This window comes from Vibrio rhodolitus (genome assembly GCF_003350325.1).
In the GTDB taxonomy this organism is placed as follows: Bacteria; Pseudomonadota; Gammaproteobacteria; order Enterobacterales; family Vibrionaceae; genus Vibrio; species Vibrio rhodolitus.
On record NZ_QLYZ01000022.1, the window covers coordinates 32964 to 51973 of the forward strand.

The 19010-nt window shown below is 46.3% G+C and carries 17 protein-coding genes; 11 read left to right on the forward strand and 6 right to left on the reverse strand.

Translation table 11 applies throughout. The features are described 5' to 3' along the window. Positions 1–62: 62 nt before the first annotated feature. The 7 genes from pabC to DPF93_RS17705 all read left to right on the forward strand — a co-directional run bounded on the left by pabC (position 63) and on the right by DPF93_RS17705 (position 6767). Entirely contained in the window at positions 63–866 is an 804-nt protein-coding gene (gene pabC, locus DPF93_RS17675) for an aminodeoxychorismate lyase (protein WP_114767402.1), read from the forward strand. Continuing rightward, the gene (gene mltG / locus DPF93_RS17680; RefSeq protein WP_114767403.1) at positions 863–1879 is read left to right on the forward strand and encodes an endolytic transglycosylase MltG; all 1017 of its coding nucleotides are present in this window, start codon (positions 863–865) and stop codon (positions 1877–1879) included. The genes pabC and mltG overlap by 4 nt, the downstream gene beginning before the upstream one ends. A 4-nt stretch (positions 1880–1883) precedes the next feature. Next, positions 1884–2516: a dTMP kinase gene (gene tmk / locus DPF93_RS17685; RefSeq protein WP_114767404.1), complete on the forward strand. Its 633-nt coding sequence runs from the start codon at positions 1884–1886 to the stop codon at positions 2514–2516. Continuing rightward, positions 2516–3478 (forward strand): DNA polymerase III subunit delta', encoded by a 963-nt coding sequence (holB, locus tag DPF93_RS17690; RefSeq protein ID WP_114767405.1) that lies wholly within the window; start codon positions 2516–2518, stop codon positions 3476–3478. The genes tmk and holB overlap by 1 nt, the downstream gene beginning before the upstream one ends. Next, entirely contained in the window at positions 3469–4236 is a 768-nt protein-coding gene (locus tag DPF93_RS17695; protein ID WP_114767406.1) for a TatD family hydrolase, read from the forward strand. The genes holB and DPF93_RS17695 overlap by 10 nt, the downstream gene beginning before the upstream one ends. A gap of 444 nt (positions 4237–4680) precedes the next feature. After that, positions 4681–6111 carry a PTS glucose transporter subunit IIBC gene (gene ptsG / locus DPF93_RS17700; RefSeq protein WP_114767407.1) on the forward strand — a complete coding sequence of 477 codons (1431 nt, stop codon included), beginning with the start codon at positions 4681–4683 and terminating at the stop codon, positions 6109–6111. Positions 6112–6347: 236 nt separating this feature from the next. Continuing rightward, positions 6348–6767 carry a hypothetical protein gene (locus tag DPF93_RS17705; protein ID WP_114767408.1) on the forward strand — a complete coding sequence of 140 codons (420 nt, stop codon included), beginning with the start codon at positions 6348–6350 and terminating at the stop codon, positions 6765–6767. Positions 6768–6840: 73 nt separating this feature from the next. On the opposite strand, the gene DPF93_RS17710 is transcribed toward DPF93_RS17705, so the two are convergent. Next, a complete protein-coding gene (locus DPF93_RS17710; RefSeq protein WP_114767409.1) occupies positions 6841–6936 on the reverse strand; it encodes a MetS family NSS transporter small subunit in 96 nt (31 codons plus the stop codon). Positions 6937–6938: 2 nt separating this feature from the next. Beyond that, the gene (locus DPF93_RS17715; protein ID WP_114767410.1) at positions 6939–8408 is read right to left on the reverse strand and encodes a sodium-dependent transporter; all 1470 of its coding nucleotides are present in this window, start codon (positions 8406–8408) and stop codon (positions 6939–6941) included. 691 nt (positions 8409–9099) lie between these two features. On the opposite strand from DPF93_RS17715, the gene cydH reads away from it, so the two are divergent. From cydH to DPF93_RS17735, 4 genes are all read left to right on the forward strand, one after another. After that, entirely contained in the window at positions 9100–9192 is a 93-nt protein-coding gene (gene cydH / locus DPF93_RS17720) for a cytochrome bd-I oxidase subunit CydH (protein ID WP_114767411.1), read from the forward strand. Between the two features lie 12 nt (positions 9193–9204). After that, on the forward strand, positions 9205–10362 hold the full coding sequence (locus DPF93_RS17725; protein ID WP_114767412.1) for a patatin-like phospholipase family protein: 1158 nt from the start codon (positions 9205–9207) through the stop codon (positions 10360–10362). Positions 10363–10618: 256 nt separating this feature from the next. Beyond that, on the forward strand, positions 10619–11836 hold the full coding sequence (mlc, locus tag DPF93_RS17730) for a sugar metabolism global transcriptional regulator Mlc (protein ID WP_114767413.1): 1218 nt from the start codon (positions 10619–10621) through the stop codon (positions 11834–11836). A 98-nt stretch (positions 11837–11934) separates the two neighbouring features. After that, on the forward strand, positions 11935–12885 hold the full coding sequence (locus DPF93_RS17735; protein ID WP_114767414.1) for a chemotaxis protein CheV: 951 nt from the start codon (positions 11935–11937) through the stop codon (positions 12883–12885). 51 nt (positions 12886–12936) lie between these two features. Here DPF93_RS17735 and DPF93_RS17740 read toward each other — a convergent pair whose 3' ends face one another. From DPF93_RS17740 to DPF93_RS17755, 4 genes are all read right to left on the reverse strand, one after another. Further along, entirely contained in the window at positions 12937–16011 is a 3075-nt protein-coding gene (locus DPF93_RS17740; RefSeq protein WP_114767415.1) for an error-prone DNA polymerase, read from the reverse strand. Between the two features lie 14 nt (positions 16012–16025). After that, complete coding sequence (locus DPF93_RS17745; RefSeq protein ID WP_114767416.1) at positions 16026–17444, reverse strand: Y-family DNA polymerase; 1419 nt, start codon at positions 17442–17444, stop codon at positions 16026–16028. A 3-nt stretch (positions 17445–17447) separates the two neighbouring features. After that, the gene (gene imuA / locus DPF93_RS17750; RefSeq protein ID WP_114767417.1) at positions 17448–18125 is read right to left on the reverse strand and encodes a translesion DNA synthesis-associated protein ImuA; all 678 of its coding nucleotides are present in this window, start codon (positions 18123–18125) and stop codon (positions 17448–17450) included. Positions 18126–18246: 121 nt separating this feature from the next. Continuing rightward, entirely contained in the window at positions 18247–18990 is a 744-nt protein-coding gene (locus DPF93_RS17755; protein ID WP_114767418.1) for a YciK family oxidoreductase, read from the reverse strand. Positions 18991–19010: the final 20 nt, after the last annotated feature.

Sequence of the window (19010 nt, forward strand, 5' to 3'; positions counted from 1 at the left end):
TGAGAGATCTGCAAGAAAGACCAAATACTTATTCTGGTTGGCAACATACGTAGGGACAAATTGTGTATTGGCTTAACGGACAACCCACCGACTCGATCTCTGTACTCGATCGTTCTTTTCAATATGGTGACGGCTGTTTCACGACCATGCTGACTAGGCATGGAGTAGTGGAGGGGTGGAGTTATCATCTGCAGCGCATGCAAGCTTGTTTAACTGCGTTGGCAATCGCCCAACCCGATTGGCAATTGGTCGAGAAATGGCTAGCTCGCGCGGCCAGTCACGATGCACTTGCTGGTCTAAAACTTCATATTAGTCGTGGCGAAGGGGGCAGAGGTTATAGCGCTACTCAAGTCAGTGCTCCTAATGTTACTATTAGCGACTTTGCGTTCCCCTCTCACTATTATCAGTGGCAACAAGAGGGGATAGAGTTAGGTGTTTGTCAGACTCGTTTGGGGCTCAATCCTTTGCTTGCCGGGCATAAGCACAACAACCGTTTAGAGCAGGTGTTGGTGAAAGCTGAGCTTGATCAACGTCAGTTAACCGACGGTGTGGTGTTAAATTTGTCCGAACAGGTGATTGAAACCAGTATGGCGAATCTTTTCTGGTGTAAAGACAATGTGCTTTATACGCCAGATTTGTCGATGTCAGGCGTAGCTGGAGTTGCCAGAAGGCGGGTGTTGGAACTTGCCGAGCGCAATCAGATTCATGTCCTGATGGGCGAGTTTGGCTTACAGGAACTCTTGCGAGCTGACGAAGTGTTTATCACCAACTCTATTTTAGGCGTAGCCCCAATTACGGGGATTGCAGGACAGTCTTTCCCTATTGGAAAGCTGACAAGAAGTATTCAGGAGATGTTGTCCCCGTGATTAAGAAGATCACTCTATTGTTAGTTCTAGTTGCCGCTATGGCTGCTGGCGCATTTTTCTATTTAACTAAGCAGGTTGAGCAGTTTGTTACCCAGCCGTTGCAGTTGACTCAAGAACAAATCTTTACCGTTAAGCCTGGTACCAGTTTTCAGCGTGTGTTAGCTCAGTTGAACGAGCAGAAACTGATCACCAGTAGTGAAGTGGTGAAAGTGATCCGCCATTTCCATCCTGAACTCACTCAGCTGCGAGCTGGTACTTATCTTATCACGCCGCAAATGAACCTAACCGAGGCGCTAGAGCTATTTAAAACCGGTAAAGAACATCAGTTTTCGATTACCTTCGTTGAAGGCTCTCGTTTTAGTGAGTGGCGCACGATTTTAGAAAATGCGCCGTACCTTGAACACAAAACCAGTGAGATGTCAGAAGAAGAGATCGCGAAATCGCTTGGCCTTACACACAGTAAATTGGAAGGGCTATTTCTGGCTGAAACGTTCAATTACACATACGGCACGTCCGATTTAGACATTCTGAAACGTTCGGCGGATAAACTGCAGTCAGTATTGGATGAAGCTTGGCAAAATCGCCAAGACAAACTGCCGTTGAAAACACCGTATGATGCCTTAATTTTGGCCTCTATTATTGAAAAAGAGACGGCGGTGGAATCTGAACGTGAGCGAGTGGCATCGGTATTTGTTAACCGTCTTAACAAGCGCATGCGCTTGCAAACTGATCCAACCGTTATCTATGGCATGGGCGACAACTACGATGGCAATATTCGCAAGAAAGATCTCCGTACGCCAACACCTTACAATACCTATGTCATTTTTGGTCTGCCACCAACACCGATTGCGATGGCGGGCGAAGCCTCGATTAAAGCGGCACTGAACCCTGAGGACAGCAACTACTTCTATTTTGTTGCCAGTGGTAAAGGTGGTCATGTCTTTTCGAAGAACTTAGCCGATCATAACCGCGCGGTTCGTGCTTATTTACGCCATTTAAGAAGTAACAAATAATTTTATGAAACAAGCTAAATTTATCGTTGTAGAAGGCCTTGAGGGCGCAGGAAAAAGTACGGCTATCAATGCGGTACTAGACGTATTAAAACGTAGTGGTATTGAGTCTATCCAACACACCCGCGAGCCGGGCGGTACTGTTCTGGCAGAAAAGTTACGTGAATTGGTTAAGCAAGAGCACGAAGGCGAAGTTCTGCAAGATATGACTGAGCTGTTGATGATGTACGCATCACGCGTGCAACTGGTCGAAAATGTGATTAAACCTGCGCTAACAAATGGTACGTGGGTAGTGGGTGACCGTCATGATATGTCATCGCAAGCCTACCAAGGTGGTGGTCGTCAGATCCCTCGCCAAACTATGCAGGCGTTGCGTGAGACGACTCTAGGCGAGTTTAAGCCCGACTTTACCTTATACCTAGATCTAGATCCGCGAGTAGGGCTAGAGCGTGCTCGTGGACGCGGAGAGCTGGACCGTATCGAGAAAATGGATATGAGCTTTTTCGATCGCACCCGTGAACGTTACCTTGAAATCGCCAATAGCGACGAGAGTATTGTAGTGATTAATGCCGAGCAGGCTATGGACAAGGTTGCTGCGGATATTCAAGCGGCACTAGAACAATGGCTGGACAACCTGTAATGGCGCAGCTTTACCCTTGGTTAACGCCATTGTGGGAGCAGTGGCAGGCGCATTTAGAAGCGGATCGTTTTCCTAATGCTGCTTTGTTGATCGCTAAGCCTGGTTTTGGAGAGGATCAACTGGTCTCTCAATTTAGCCGCGCGGTGATGTGCAGCAACTTTGCAGCAGAGCCTTGTGGATTTTGCCACAGTTGTCAGTTGATGGAGTCCAACAACCATCCGGATTTTCACTGGATTAAACCAGAGAAAGAGGGCAAAGCAATCACTGTTGACCAAATTCGCCAATGCAATCGACTCGCGCAAGAGTCTTCGCAATTGGCGGGGTATCGCGTGATTGTGATCCAACCGGCGGATTCGATGAACGAATCCGCTGCTAACGCATTGCTCAAAACACTAGAAACTCCATCGCCAAGCTGTCTGTTTTTGCTTGTGAGCAGCGCTGCAAGTCAGTTGTTGCCGACCATCACCAGTCGCTGCCAGCAATGGCATATTTCGCCTCCAGAAGCGGCAGAGTTGACAACATGGCTTACTGAGCAAACTCAGAAAAATGTGCCAAGCTATGCCGCGCATATTAATGGTAATGCGCCACTGAGTACGCTTAAATTTATTGAAGACGATGAGCAGAAGCGCTATCTCGCCATTGAGCAGCAGCTAGTAGAGATTGTTAGTCAGGGTGGTGATGCGATTAAACTGGCAAAAGATCTAAGTGGTGACATCGAAAAATCTCTGCTTTGGTTGTGGTATTTATTAACCGATACGCAGAAGGTTCACTTTGGTCTTCAGCTTTCTTCTGCGGTGCCCGGCGCACAAGCTTTAGCTGAGCGAATTGAATACAATTTACTCTACCAACAGACGCAAGCATTGCAGACGTTGATTGAGCAGTTGACGCAGCACACGGGGCTTAACCGTGAGCTATTGATTTTGGACTGGTTATTTAAATTTAATGGGGACACATGTTTGTAGATTCTCACTGCCATCTTGATAAATTGGATTATCAAGATCTTCATCAAGGGATCGCAGATGTGGTGGCGAAAGCTAAAGCCGCGAACGTTAATGAGTTATTGTCGGTTGGCGTCACCCTTGATGCTTTTCCGAATATGATCGAAATGATTGAGCCATTCGATAACGTGTATGCATCGTGTGGTGTTCATCCACTGGATGTAGAAAGCGATTTTTCGTTTGAGTTGATGCGTCAATACGCCCAGCACCCTAAAGTAGTGGCAATTGGCGAAACAGGCTTAGATTACCACTACCAACCAGAAACCAAACCTTTGCAACAGCAGCGTTTTGAACAGCAAGTGGAGTTAGCCGTCGAGCTTAACAAACCGCTTATCATTCATACGCGTAATGCTCGTCAGGATACTCTCGATATCTTACGTAATGGCGGCGCAGAAAAGTGTGGTGGTGTGATTCACTGTTTTACTGAGGATCTTGCTTTTGCTGAGGCGGCAATGGATCTTGGTTTCTATATCTCAATTTCTGGCATCGTAACATTTAGACAAGCGACCGAATTGAAAGCAGTCGTGCAGGCGCTTCCGCTAGAACGTCTCTTGATTGAGACCGACTCGCCTTATTTAGCTCCAGTCCCTCACCGTGGTAAGCAGAATCAACCCGCTTATGTAGTTGAGGTAGCGGCATACATTGCACAGCTAAAAGGCGTGGCACTGTCAGAAGTTGGGCAAAAAACCAGCGAAAACTTCCGTAATCTTTTTTTGAGATAAAAAAACGGTTGAGTAATAAAAAAGGGGCGAAAGCCCCTTTTTTGTTCGCAAAACTTGATGTAAACGATTTTATGTTGCCTACAAGCACCCATTGTTAACTTATATGCTCATCAAATAAGCGTTTGTAAATTTGTGACAAAAAATAACATTGCGACTTATTTTATTCGATGGCTAAAATTAATGTTTTTATGAAATTAGTTTTTGAAAAACAATGATTTAAGTTGATTTTGTGTTTATAAATTTGTGTTTTTGCGTGTGATCTATCTATTAGTTTGAAATTAAAATGACTTGCGCACTAGCAAATGCGATAAGCCTCAAGATATATTTAGAGGCAGAAAATATAACGTTACAAGTGGTTACATTTTCATTGGGTGCTAACATTTAGGCTACGGGGGTGTGCCGTTAGAGCCCAGATAACTCTAATAATCTTTCAGGAGCATAATCATGTTTAAGAACCTTTTTGCTAACCTGCAAAAAGTCGGTAAAGCTCTGATGCTTCCAGTATCGGTGCTACCGGTTGCAGGTATCCTACTTGGTGTAGGTGCTGCTCACCTAAGTTTCATCCCAGAAATCGTTTCTAACCTAATGGAACAAGCAGGCGGCTCAGTATTCGGTCAAATGGCTCTGCTATTTGCTGTGGGTGTTGCGCTTGGTTTCACAAACAACGACGGTGTAGCAGGTCTTGCTGCTATCGTTGGTTACGGCATCATGGTTGCTACGCTAAGTGTTATGGCTGGCATCATGGGCGTTGAGAAAATCGACACAGGTGTACTTGGTGGTATCCTTGTCGGTGGTGTGGCTGCTTGGGCATTCAACCGTTTCTTCAAGATCCAACTTCCAGAATACCTAGGCTTCTTTGCTGGTAAGCGTGCAGTGCCAATCATCACTGGTTTTGCTGCTATCATCCTAGGTGTTGTTCTATCTATCGTATGGCCACCAATCGGCGGTGCAATCTCTGCATTCTCTGACTGGGCTGCACACCAAAACCCACAACTAGCGTTCGGTATCTACGGCGTAGTTGAGCGTTCTCTAATTCCATTCGGTCTACACCACGTATGGAACGTACCATTCTTCTTCGAAGCTGGTACTTGTGTGAACGCAGCAGGCGAAACTCAAAACGGCGTACTAACTTGTTACCTAGTAGCAGACGAAGCTTCTCGCGCAGCGGGCAACGGTTTCGGTCAGCTAGCTGGTGGTTACATGTTCAAGATGTTTGGTCTACCAGCTGCAGCAATCGCTATTGCTCACTGTGCTAAACCAGAAAACCGCGCGAAAGTAATGGGTATCATGGCGTCAGCAGCTCTGACTTCATTCCTAACAGGTATTACTGAGCCAATCGAATTCTCATTCCTATTCGTTGCTCCAATCCTATACGGTATCCACGCTCTACTAGCTGGTTCTGCATACGTTGTTGCTAACACTCTAGGTTTTGTGCACGGTACTTCATTCTCACACGGTCTAATCGACTTCCTAGTTCTATCGGGTAACTCTCAGAAGATGGGTCTAATGGTAGCGGTTGGTCTAGTGTACGCTGTGATCTACTACGTAGTATTCCGCACAGTAATCACTGCTCTTGACCTTAAGACTCCTGGTCGTGAAGACGAATCTGAAGATGCGGCAGCAGCAACTTCTGGCTCAGACATGGCTGGTGAACTAGTTGCAGCATTCGGCGGTAAAGAAAACATCACTGGTCTAGACGCATGTATCACTCGTCTACGTGTAGCAGTTGCTGATACAGCAGCGGTTGACCAAGACCAGCTTAAGAAGCTAGGCGCTGCAGGTGTTGTAGTGGTAGCGGGTGGTGTTCAGGCTATCTTCGGTACTAAGTCTGACAACCTAAAAACAGATATGGATGAGTGGATTCGTAACCACTAATTCGTAAAAAGATTATACCTTCCCCTATAGGTATACAAAGGAGGCTTCGGCCTCCTTTTTCATTGGCTGCATTTCAACGCTCTCAACTCACGTCTCGTTCGTTGCATATTGTAAGATCAAACTAACACGACTCCTTTCTCTATCTTAGCCGCCACTTAACGTTGCTCTGACTTGCTCGACTTCTCATCCTTCAAAATAGACGGCAATGAGATAGCAATTTCCAAAAGGGTGATGGGATGACCGCAACAAACAAAAAATTGGCTTTAGGTAGTCTGCTTTTCGCCGCTGCTTTTATGGCACATGCCAACAGTGATAAACCGACTGACTTAGCGGTAGGTCTGGCTGTTGACCAACAGCTCAGCGTCGTTGTTGAGCTTGATGAGCAGTATCGTTTTATTATCGGTAATCAAGGCGCTGCTTTTGACTATATAGCCAAGACGGGAAAGTTTGATACCCAAGAGCCTGTCGAGTGGTATGTCGGTTTAGGAGCATGGGGCGAGTGGGACGATGGTTTTGGCGCGCGTGTACCTTTAGGAATTAACTACCAAGTGAGTGATGGTTGGCAGGTGTATGGCCAAGTTCAGCCTGAACTTGATATGCACAAAGGCTGGGAGCTTGGCATCGGTGCCGCATTAGGTGCGAAATACCATTTTTGAATTCAGTTTTGTTTGTTACCTAAGAATAAAAATGCCGGCATATGCCGGCATTTTTATTTCTCTAGGGAGCGAATTACTGTTTGTTCATCGCTCGTTTGATACAGATTGCTGCGCCACCCCAAGTGATACCCAGACCAATGATCATCATAATAATTGCACCAGTTGTCATGTTTATGCCTCCTGAGGTTTGCGTGATGTGCCGTTGATAAGTAAGCCGAACACAAACAGTGCCCCAATAACTACCCAACCAAGAGTTAGGTCGTAACCGCCATAGCCTTCAGTCAACAGCGCCTGAATTTTTGTCGCTAAGATGATTGCAAGCATAACTGGAGTTACGAAGCGCATACATACATCAAACCATTGACCGATAGTGAAATCAGAAGTCGCGTTAACGTATTCACGTACACTTGGTACCTTGTTTAGCATCCACGCCATCAGAACAACTTCAACCAGAGCACCGACCATGATGCCGACATTGTTAGCAAAGTGGTCAACGAGGTCGAGCAGTAACAAACCGCCGTTGGTTGCAAACGCCATTGAGACGACAACACCGATACCCACTACCACATTAGCGGCTTTCTTACGGCTCCATTTTAGCTTGTCGATGATTGCTGAGGTCACTGCTTCCATAATCGAGATATGTGAGCTTAAACCGGCAACAACAAGCGCTAAGAAGAATAGTGGACCTAAGATGTAAGGTACTGGTAGCAAGTTGATTGCGGCTGGTAGCGTAACAAAAGCTAAACCAACGCCGGCGGAAACCACTTCTGTTAGCGGCTTGCCTTGCTCTTGAGCCATATAACCCAATACAGAGAAGATCATGATACCGGCTAGAATAGAGAAACCACAGTTGATCAATACCGTCATGAAGGCGTTATTGGTGATGTCTGACTTTTCAGGCAGGTAGCTTGAATAAGCCAGCATGATGGCAAAACCGATACTTAGCGTAAAGAAGATCTGACCATAAGCAGCGGCCCACACCTTCACATCCCAGATTTTGCTAAAGTCAGGCTCAAACATGTAGTTGACGCCATCTAATGCACCAGGAAGGAAAATCATACGACCGATCAGTAGCAAGACCATGATAAACAAAATTGGCATCATTATTTTAGATGCACGTTCAATACCCGCTCTTACACCACTTACTATCGCAGCATAGGTAATTGCCCAAGCAATTAACATGGCTACTGCGATTTTCCACTGGATGCTACCTAGTGCGGTCGGTGAATTGTCACCACCGAGTTGAAGGTACTCACCAAAGAAAAATGCGTTAGTGTCGCTTCCCCAGCTTTGGGTGAACGACATCCCAAAGTAAGAAATTGCCCAACCGATAACCGCAACGTAGTAGACGCCAATCACCGCTGCTACACCAACTTGGAACCAACCCAACCATTCAAATTTGTCATGAATCTTGGATAAGGTTTTTGGTGCACTGCCACGATATTTTTGCCCCATACTGAATTCCAAAATCATAAATGGAATACCAGCAGTCAGCATGGCAAATAGGTAAGGAATGAAGAAGGCACCGCCGCCATTCTCATAGGCCATATATGGGAAACGCCAGATGTTACCCAATCCGATAGCAGATCCTACTGCGGCTAGAATAAATCCAGCACGGGATCCCCATTGTTCTCGCTTCATAGTTGACTCCTGTATACAACTCCCTGAGATATGAAGCTTTTCTTAGGCTAAATTGCCTAATTCCGGATTGAGACAAATCATGTGCTGAAAATCACACAATTACCCTTGCTCTATCATCCGTGAACTAGCAAAAGTTTAAATTAAAATTTTGTTAGCCTGTAGAAAACTCAGAATATTGTTCTTTATTTTACGATGTGTGTTTGCGCATTCTGAAACTATCAGCTACGCGTGGGGTAAAGACTAACGATTTAATTCGGTTATGGCAATAGATTGTAACTGTTAATAAATAGTATTCTTATGGTGAATAAATTGCTTATCGAACATTTGTTGAGTGTTTTGTGGTGATTGCTTGGGCTTGTTTTGAGATATTTGTTATGAATATTTGGTATTGTCGAAATAATAAACTATTTCATTCTCTAGTGTGTCTGACTGATTTTTGAGCGTCAATCTCGCTTTTTTACTAGATAGGCACGCTTTCGGGATAGATTCAAAAATGCTTGCTAGCTTAACTAAGTAGCTTGGATGAAGGTCAGAGTAAAATGCTTAATTTTACTTTACCTATACGCATATCCTTTCATTTAAACTAATCTAATTGTGATACCAACGTCATATTTGGATACAAAAAAAGCGCATAAATTGAATGGTTTCTGTTCGAGTGTTATTTTTTTGTTAAGCGTATATGGAGGTGCTTATGGAACTAAATCTAAAGTATGCTTTGATCATCACTGCGACGATTTTCGCTGTACTGATTGGCTTCGGCGTAGTCGCTATCGCGACGGCTTAACAGGTATTCATGATGAATAACAGCGGTGTGGTTACCAACACTGCTCATTCGGTCGATATAGATCGATTAACCAAATACACCAGTGGCGTGAATGCGCTAGTCGCCCAAGGAGGCGGGCAACGAGGCATTTTTACTGCTGGTGTTTTGGATGCGTTTCTCCTTTCTGATTTTGACCCTTTCCACCGTTTTTATGGCACTTCAGCGGGTGCACTCAACCTGGCGGCATTCCTTTGTCGACAGAAGGGGATAGGTCGCTCATTTATTCTTGACCTCACTACCTCTTCGGAGTTTTTTCATTTGTTTAGCTACATCCGTAGTAAGCAGTACCTTGGTCTGGATTGGGCGTTAGACAAGATATGTGATTATCCCTATCGGCTTGATGTTGATATGGGTAGGCGCGTGCTTGGCAATAATCGCCAAGCATTTGCTGCGGTAACAGAGTCCAGTCAACTAATCGACCGATATCTACCTATGCTTGGTCCTGATTGGCAGAAAGTGCTGATTGCAAGCTGTGCTATTCCTCGTCTGTATGAGAAAGAGGTTGAGTTTAGCCATGGGCGTTACATTGATGGTGGTGTATCTGCTTCAATTCCCGTTCAAGAGGCTTGGCGTCAAGGGGCACGTTGCATTGTAGTGATCCGCACCGAAGGTGATGAAACACCAAACTCTGAGCCTTTGGTGACGCAAAAGTCGCAGGTGGAATGGTATCGTGATTCGTTAAACTTGGTGCAAGAGCATTGGCAGCAAAAGCTTGGGCAGTGGAAGAGCGATTGGAATACGTTTTTCAGTGAACGTATTCAGCGTTCCAAGCAAGATAAACAGGCTAAAATGCTCGCCTCACTAAATGGTGGTCGTTGGTTGTTTGGCGCTGATGATATCTATCGTTTAAGCCATTTAATCGGAGACAATGTTGATTCTAGTTTGATGGATATGCTGATGGTGCACTATCAAACTTATTCACTGACCCGGGATTTCCTTCATTCCCCTCCTGACGACTGCTATATCGTGCAGATCAAACCGGATCAGCCTTTACTCTCGAGCTCTTTGATGAGCGATAGAGAGGAATTATTGCATGACTACCAACTCGGTTTAGATGCGGGTCTACGTTGTGTTGAAATGTTTGATCAGTGTAATTTAACCCAAGTTCCTCTTGTTTCTAATTTCAAATAGGCACCGATCGAGTGCAAGTTTCCTGATGAATTATTGATTAATAACCATTCAAATGTGTGCGTCAAGTCTAAAAAACCTATTTTTTCGATCCGCAAAATAACGTGAGAGCGGCGTAAATTATTGCTGCGCTATATGACAGGGAACACAAACAATTAGTCTTATACGTGACGCTTGTCACGGCGATCTACCAAGGCGCTTCACAATTACTTCGCAAAGTAAAAAAATTAATTAGTTATTGATTCTCGGAGTTTCTTTTATGTACATGGCTCAACCTGGCCATATTGATCACATCAAGCAGGTCAATGCTGGCCGTGTATATAAACTCATTGATCAAAAAGGTCCAATTTCTCGCATCGATTTATCGAAAGAGAGCGAGCTTGCTCCTGCAAGTATCACTAAAATTACTCGAGAATTGATCGAAGCACACTTGGTGCATGAAACGACCGTTCAGGAGGCAACCAGTCGTGGTCGCCCTGCGGTTGGTTTGCAAGTAAATAACGAGGGTTGGCAGTTTCTCTCTATGCGTCTTGGTCGTGGGTATCTGACCATCGCTCTGCACGAGCTTGGCGGCGATGTACTGATTGATACTAAAATCGATATTCACGAGATCGATCAAGAAGATGTACTTGCACGTTTACTGCACGAAATCGAAGAGTTCTTCCAGACCTATTCAGATCAGCTAGATCGTGTGACCAGTATCGCGATTACTCTGCCGGGTCTGGTCAATTCAGAGCAAGGGATAGTGCTGCAAATGCCGCACTACAATGTCGAAAACCTTGCCCTCGGTCCTGAGATCTACAAAGCGACTGGTCTTCCTGTTTTTATTGCCAACGACACGCGAGCGTGGGCTTTGGCTGAAAAGCTATTTGGTCACTCACAGGAAAACAACAACTCAGTACTGATTTCGATTCACCACGGCTTGGGTGCCGGCATCATTCTTGATGGTCGCGTGCTGCAAGGGCGTCATGGCAACATCGGTGAATTAGGTCATATTCAAATTGATCCTAATGGTAAGCTTTGCCATTGCGGTAACCGAGGTTGCTTGGAAACTGTCGCCAGCTCTCAGGCGATTCGTTCAGAGGTGCAAGAGCGCATCGCGAAAGGCGAAGAATCTACGCTAGCTGCGATTGATGATGTTTCCGTGGAAGATATTTGTGAAGCCGCCGTTAATGGTGACCCACTGGCGGTTGATGTAATTGAAAAGCTCGGTGCTTATCTGGGAGCAGCCGCAGCGCTGGTGATTAACTTATTTAACCCTGAAAAAGTACTGATCGGCGGGGCGATTAACCAAGCGAAAGATATTCTCTACCCAGCTATCCATAAGTGTATCCGTGAGCAAAGCTTGCCCGTTTACCATCAAGATTTGGAACTAGTTGAGTCACGCTTCTATAAACAAGCAACTATGACTGGTGCTGCTCTCGTAAAACAGGCACTATATGATGGCTTATTGCTTATGAAAGTGATAGAAGGGTAATGAATTTATCTCGTTGATCTGTCTGGCTATCTACTGACGGCTCATCAACGAGCAGTTCAAGCATAATGTAATCCAGATAATTGCTGCAGAGATTCGATATGACCGGAGTATTAAACACCGTCGACCAACGTACCAAGCTGGTAGGTGAAAACCGTTTGGAGCTATTGCTATTTAGTTTAAATAGCCGCCAAATGTTCGCCATCAACGTGTTTAAAGTACGTGAAGTAATTAAAGTACCGCCTCTAACTAAAATGCCGGGTGCGCATTACAATATTACTGGTGTTGCCTCGTTGCGTGGTGTGTCGGTTCCAATCATCGATTTACGTGCAGCAATTGGCTTTCCGCCATCTCGTTTAGAGAATCAAGAAGAAAACCTCATCATTACCGAGTACAACCGTACGGTGCAAGGTTTCTTGGTTGGTCAGGTGCGCAATATCGTCAATACTACTTGGAGCGATATTCAGCCGCCACCGAAAACGGCGGGACGTTCTAACTATCTAACCGCTATTACCCGCATCAAAGATAATGAAGGTGAGCAAATCATCGAAATCATTGATGTGGAAAAAGTGTTGGCTGAGATCATCGATTACGATGTGTCGATTTCTGAAGGTGTGCTCGATGAGCAGCTAGCAGGGCAAATGATTGGTCGTAATGTATTGATTGTTGATGATTCATCTACTGCTCGCGCGCAGGTGAAAGGTACCCTGTCTCAACTAGGTTTAAACATCATTGAATGTTGTGACGGTTTGCAAGCGCTGCGTTTACTGCAATCTTGGAGTGACGAAGGCAAAAATGTTGCCGAAGAGCTGCTATTGATGATCACCGATGCAGAAATGCCAGAAATGGACGGTTACAAGCTAACACATGAAGTTCGCATGGACCCGCGCATGAAAGATCTGCACGTGGTGCTCAATACCTCATTGAGTGGTAGCTTTAACGATGCGATGGTAAAAAAGGTTGGTTGTGACCGCTTTATCTCTAAATTCCAACCGGATCTGTTGGTTGGTGTTACGCAAGACCGTTTAAAAACGGTGTTAGGCTTGGATTAAGCCAAGAGCATGCACAGAAGGGAGCTAAGGCTCCCTTTTTTGATCGCCTGTCTAATGGAAATCGCGCGATTTGGTTTGCAAGCCATGTAGTGTATCGGTGAGATCTTCTAATCTGCCCGCGATTACATGGGTAACATCGCCTTCACGTTCGAGAATGCCTTTTACGCGTAGAACCTTAGCGGTCAGATAGGCTTTTTGTTGTGCCCGAGCTGTGGCGCGCCAAACCACAACATTAATATTGCCAGTATCATCTTCGAGGGTGAAGAAGGTCACGCCAGCAGCGGTTCCCGGTGATTGTCTGCCAGTCACGACACCAACGACAGTCACCAGTGATTGATGTGGTTTGTCGATTAACTGCGTCATACGAGTAAAGCGCCCTAATACCCCGGCTTTATCTAACAGAGTAATGGGATGCTGATTCAGTGACACTCCAGTTGCCCCATAATCTTCCAGCATGGTTTGCATATCGCTCGGCGTACTGATAGGCGTACAATTTTGCTCGTCATTGATGTGCTGAAATAGCGGCAGATCCGAGAGTGAGTCCATCATTGTCCAGCGCGCTTGATAGCGGTTATTGGCAATGCTCTGCAGTGCGTTTGCGGAGGCGAGCAGTTCGATGTCTCTGCGATTCAAACCAATGTGCTTTAGTTGGTTAGGGTGAGTAAAACCTTGCGCGCTGCGTGCACTTAGTAAGCGTTCAACACTTTCGGTGCTGAGTCCTTTAATCTGTCTTAACCCTAAGCGAATCGCGAACCCATTGCTTGTGCTCACCACTTGATGATCATACTGCGAATGATTAACGCATATGGGCAGGATAGTTAGTCCATGTCGCTTCGCATCTTGAATCAACTGTGAAGCGCTGTAGAAGCCCATAGGTAGGCTATTAAGCAGTGAGGTATAGAATGCTTCAGGATAATAGAATTTAAGCCATGCAGAGCAGTAGGCGAGCACCGCAAACGAAGCCGAGTGACTTTCAGGGAAGCCATATTCACCAAAGCCAAGGATTTGATCAAAGATGCGTTCAGCGAATTCAGCTTGATAGCCGCGGCTGAGCATACCTTCAATCAACTTAGTGCGGAATTTAACTAAGTCGCCATTCTTTTTCCACGCCGCCATCGCACGGCGCAATTGGTCTGCTTCACCACCGCTAAAACCCGCTGCCACCATCGCCAGTTTGATCACTTGCTCTTGGAAAATCGGCACGCCCATGGTGCGTTTTAGCACTTGTTTGACTTCTTCTGAAGGGTAACTGATTGCCTCTTCACCGCTGCGGCGCTTAAGAAAGGGGTGCACCATATCGCCCTGAATGGGACCGGGACGAACAATAGCGATTTGAATCACCAGATCGTAATAACAAGCCGGTCTTAATCTTGGCAACATGCTCATTTGCGCTCGAGACTCAATTTGAAACACACCGACCGTATCGGCGCGTTGAATCATGCCGTAAACGTTCGCATCATCTTGACGGCGCGTGATCTCAGCAATCGACAGTTTTTCACCATGAAAACGCTTAACCAGCGCAAAGCATTTGCGGATGGCGCTGAGCATACCCAATGCTAAAACGTCGACCTTAAGCAGAGCGAGGCTTTCAAGATCGTCTTTGTCCCATTGGATCACGGTGCGATCGGTCATGGAAGCGTTCTCGACCGGCACCAGTTCATAAAGAGGACCAGAGGAGATAACAAAGCCGCCAACGTGCTGGGATAAATGGCGCGGAAAGCCCATGATCTCATTCACCAATTGGATAAACTGCTCACCTTTGAGCGAGCTAGGCTCAATGCCGAGTTGGACGATTTGTGCTTGCCAGCCTTGTGCGCGATCACGACGATTAACGTTTTTAATAAAGTAATCGAGTTGACTTTCTTCAATGCCAAGCGCTTTGCCCACATCACGCACTGCGCTCTTAAAGCGATATGAGATAACCGTCGCGGCGAGGGCGGCTCGCTCACGACCGTACTTTTGGTAAATGTATTGAATCACTTCTTCACGGCGCTGATGTTCAAAATCGACATCAATATCCGGCGGCTCATCGCGCTCTTTACTGATAAAGCGTTCAAACAATACCGAGATTTGCCTTGGATCAACCGAGGTAATTTCCAAGCAATAACAGACCACCGAGTTTGCGGCTGAGCCGCGCCCTTGGTAGAGAATGTCACTGCGTTTGGCAAACATCACGATGTCGTGAATAGTGAGAAAGTAAAACGGATAGTTGAGCTCTTCGATTAGCCCTAGCTCTTTCTCAATGGTCTGTTCAATGTCTTCGGGTACGCCATGAGGAAAACGCAATTGCTTCCCGTAAGCGACCAGTTTACGCAGGTAGCTCATCGGTGTTTCACCGTCAGGGATCAGTTCGCTTGGGTACTCATACTTAAGCTCACTGAGGCTGAAGGTGCAGCGTTTCGCTATCTGCACACTTTGTTGTAACCACTCTGGCTTAAACAGCTTATTGAGCTTATCGATGCTGCGTAGTGAACGCTCAGTATTAACCAGTAAGTGCCCGCTTAGGTTACTCACACTGTCACCGTGTTTGATGGCAGTAAGAGTGTGTTGCAGTGGTAAGCGAGTAGCGGTGTGCATTAAAACCCCACCACAAGCAGTAACAGGCAGTTGTAGCTCTGCAGCGAGCTGCTGGCAATGACTGAGGTAAACATGGTCGTCACTGCTTAAGTGACGTTGTACTCCTAGCCATAAACGGCGTGAGTGATGCTGAGCGAGCCACAATCCCCATTTACGATCCGGCTCTTGATGGGTAGGGAGCCAAATCACTAAGCAGTGGCGAATCGACATCAAATCCCATTCGGAGAGTTGATATTCTCCTTTTTCACTGCGGCGGCGAGCATTGGTGATAATACGGCACAACTCCGCATAGGCTTGGCGGTTGGGGCAGAGTAATACCACTTGGCACTCGCCGTTGAGCCAAAACATACTGCCAATGATTAGCCTTACGCCAAGCTGGTGGTTTTTAATCGCGGTGTGGGCGCGTACCACGCCAGCGACGGAGCATTCATCGGTGATCGCCAGTGAGTGATAGCGTAGAAAGTCGGCTTGCAAGATCAGCTCTTCTGCATGAGATGCCCCAGTGAGAAAAGAGAAATTGGTTTGGCAAAATAACTCGGCATAAGACATGAGGTGACTCCGTGTTAACTAAATTGTCCGTGGAGAAACCACTGTTTATCTTGATTGCGAAACACCCATAACCAGCGACCGGTATTGCTACGGGCAATAAAGTAATCTCGCGTGATGTCATCACCATCCCACCAACCAGTCACAAAGCGCTCAGGACCTTGTACGATTGAGACTTTTTCTTGCAGTGGCTCAGGAGTCGGCAGCAGAAAACTTGGTCGACAGCGAGCCACGTGCGGTTTGCTTGGTATAGGTAGTGTTGGGTCACACAGTTGAGTCGCTTTCTCTGGTCGTGGGTCATGGCTAAGCGCGACTTTGCGCACATTTTCTTTGCCCAGTTTGGCTTGCAATAAGCCGATCAACTCCAGTGGGGTTTGCTGCCCTTGTGGGCCATTAAACATATCGCGACTGGTTGCCTCTAACGCCCCGCCACGTAAGATCGCTAAGGTTAGACCTTGCACCGGGGCTTTGAGCTTGAATGATTCTAAAGTCAGCTGGCACAACTTGAGCCAGTGCTTTGCCATATAATCACCACAGGCGGAGGTAAAGCGGATAGTGTCACTCTGTTTATCACGCTGATGCAGCGTCAGTTGCAACTCATAAGCGACATGATTACGCAGGGTAAGAAATAGTTCTAAACGCTCTAACAGTTTTTTCAGTGGGCGCTCAAGCCACTGAATATTCTCAATTTCATACAAAAGCTCCAGATAGCTGTGAAACTTCTCTGGTGGATGATAAAAATCGAGCGGGTGCTTAAATTGCCCGAGTAGACGCCCTACGTAGTTGACCAAATCGATATCAAAACGACGTGCTAATTCCGCCATCGGCAGACTCAGCAGCTCGGCTAAGTTGTTAACCCCAACGCGTTGTAGCGCAGCTACTTGCTTGCTCGCCAGTTCAGTGGCACTCAGCGGGTAAGTTTTAATGCATTCCAATAGTTGTGCTTTGTCGCTAGAAATAAGCATCTTCGCTGACTTGGCGAGTAAAATCGCCGAATAGGGAGAAAATCCGGTGGAATAGCTATAACGGTAACCCAGTTGATTAAGGTGCTGAGACAAACTTTGCCAATAGCGTTCAATGCCGCCATACAGGCAGAGCATGTCACTGACTTTGAGTAGTATGCCTTGCGGTGGCACGAGGACGATATCGGAGGTGACGAGATAGAGCCACTGGGCAATATCAACCAAGGTTTGCTGCTCTTGCTCTACTTGATAAGGATGGACTTGCAACTGATGGCAAAGTGCGCTGGCACTTCCCAATCCCATGCCAATTTTAATCCCATGTTCGAGCGCCATTGGATTCGCCTGCACGATTTGAAAACGTTGCCCATCGACGATCACCATAGCTTGCTCATCGACATTCGCTGGATCGTTTTGTTCGGCAAACAGGGCATCCAGCTGCAAAGCTGGAAAATGAAGGTAAAGCCACAACTGCATGGTTTAACCTTGTTTGCGTAACGGGAAAGGGATCACCACCGGTTCTGGTTGTGTGACTGCGAGTTGGGACCAACGCGTGCGCATATCTAGCACAAAACTGCCGTGTGACCAGCCGCCTTTACGTTTAGTAATGGTGACGGTTAAGCCATGATTGTGCGGCTCTAAGCGCATACTTAAACTGACGGGTAGAGAGAAGATATCTTGCTGGGCTTGCTTAAACAGAAAGTGAAGGCAATGACCGGTTTCACTTGCCACTTGTAAGCGGCGTGCTTGGTGAACTTCCAGTTCCGATTGCCACAGTAGAACGTTGCTACAAGTGCCACTTTTTAAACATTGCTCGGCTGCCCACAAGGCGTGTTGTGGGGTCTCTGGATAGATAAGTAAAATTTGGTTGAGGTCAAAGCCTTGTTCCACTAACATCTCGGCGCACAAGTAGCCGGGAGGCTGAATAAATACACTCATGCGCTCTTCGCTACTTGCCAGTAGGTGAGGTAGCAATAAGCGTAATTCACCGATACCAGAGTCGCTTTGTAGCTCAATCACACCATGCTTAGGAAAGCCGCCTTCCAGCTTGCTATCGAGCAGCGCAAAACCTGTTGAATAGGTTTCTGTTGGCTGATTTTGGGCATTACCTTGCCATAGCCAGTGCTTCTGTTTTAGATGTTCAATCAGTTCGGACATAGGCAGTTGTTGAATAAATGTACCTGTATATTTATACAGTATAATTTATCTAGCAATCACTGCAATAGGGCGGAAATAAAAAAACGCCTTGCTGAGTTGCAAGGCGTTGATTTTAAGTAAACTATTTCTTAGGTTGGGCGTCGATACATTGCCCATGTACTTGTTTGCCTTCTGGCGCCATCAAGTAAAGATAGAGCGGCATAATATCCGCTGGTGTCTTGAGCAAATCGGTGTCTTCGGCAGGGAACGCTTTGGCGCGCATGCCAGTACGTGTACCACCTGGGTTAATCGCATTAACTCGGATATTAGTATCGCTTAACTCATCTGCCAGTACTTGCATCATGCCTTCGGTCGCAAATTTAGACATGGCGTATGTGCCCCAGAAAGCTCGACCGATATGACCAACGGTTGATGAGGTAAAGACCATGCGTGCGTCGTCTGATTTGCGCAGTAGAGGCAATAAGGCTTGTGACAGTAGGAACTGTGCTTTGACGTTTACTTGCATCACATCGTCAAAGCTGTCTTCGCCGATTTGATCAAATGGACTGATCACACCGAGAATACTGGCATTGTGCAGTACGCCATCTAAACGACCAAACTGGCTTTCAATGGTGTCGACCATATCCAGATAGTTTTGTTTTGTCGCCCCTTTCATATCGAGTGGAATGATTGCCGGTTGAGGGTAGCCAGCACTCTCAATCTCATCATAAGTTTGCTCAAGCTTCTTTACAGTACGACCGAGTAAGATCACGGTTGCACCATGCTTGGCAAAGCTGATTGCAGCTTGTTTACCGATGCCAGCTCCAGCCCCAGTAACTAGAATGACTTTATCCTTGAGAGCGTTATCAGAAACTGAATAATCCACGCTATGCTTCCTTATTGTTA

Coding starts and splice junctions, on each gene's coding strand:
- tmk (WP_114767404.1), top strand. CDS start 1,884: ATGAAACAAGCTAAATTTATCGTTGTAGAAGGCCTTGAGGGCGCAGGA.
- holB (WP_114767405.1), top strand. CDS start 2,516: ATGGCGCAGCTTTACCCTTGGTTAACGCCATTGTGGGAGCAGTGGCAG.
- DPF93_RS17695 (WP_114767406.1), top strand. CDS start 3,469: ATGTTTGTAGATTCTCACTGCCATCTTGATAAATTGGATTATCAAGAT.
- ptsG (WP_114767407.1), top strand. CDS start 4,681: ATGTTTAAGAACCTTTTTGCTAACCTGCAAAAAGTCGGTAAAGCTCTG.
- DPF93_RS17705 (WP_114767408.1), top strand. CDS start 6,348: ATGACCGCAACAAACAAAAAATTGGCTTTAGGTAGTCTGCTTTTCGCC.
- DPF93_RS17710 (WP_114767409.1), bottom strand. CDS start 6,936: ATGACAACTGGTGCAATTATTATGATGATCATTGGTCTGGGTATCACT.
- DPF93_RS17715 (WP_114767410.1), bottom strand. CDS start 8,408: ATGAAGCGAGAACAATGGGGATCCCGTGCTGGATTTATTCTAGCCGCA.
- cydH (WP_114767411.1), top strand. CDS start 9,100: ATGGAACTAAATCTAAAGTATGCTTTGATCATCACTGCGACGATTTTC.
- DPF93_RS17725 (WP_114767412.1), top strand. CDS start 9,205: ATGAATAACAGCGGTGTGGTTACCAACACTGCTCATTCGGTCGATATA.
- mlc (WP_114767413.1), top strand. CDS start 10,619: ATGTACATGGCTCAACCTGGCCATATTGATCACATCAAGCAGGTCAAT.
- DPF93_RS17735 (WP_114767414.1), top strand. CDS start 11,935: ATGACCGGAGTATTAAACACCGTCGACCAACGTACCAAGCTGGTAGGT.
- DPF93_RS17740 (WP_114767415.1), bottom strand. CDS start 16,011: ATGTCTTATGCCGAGTTATTTTGCCAAACCAATTTCTCTTTTCTCACT.
- DPF93_RS17745 (WP_114767416.1), bottom strand. CDS start 17,444: ATGCAGTTGTGGCTTTACCTTCATTTTCCAGCTTTGCAGCTGGATGCC.
- imuA (WP_114767417.1), bottom strand. CDS start 18,125: ATGTCCGAACTGATTGAACATCTAAAACAGAAGCACTGGCTATGGCAA.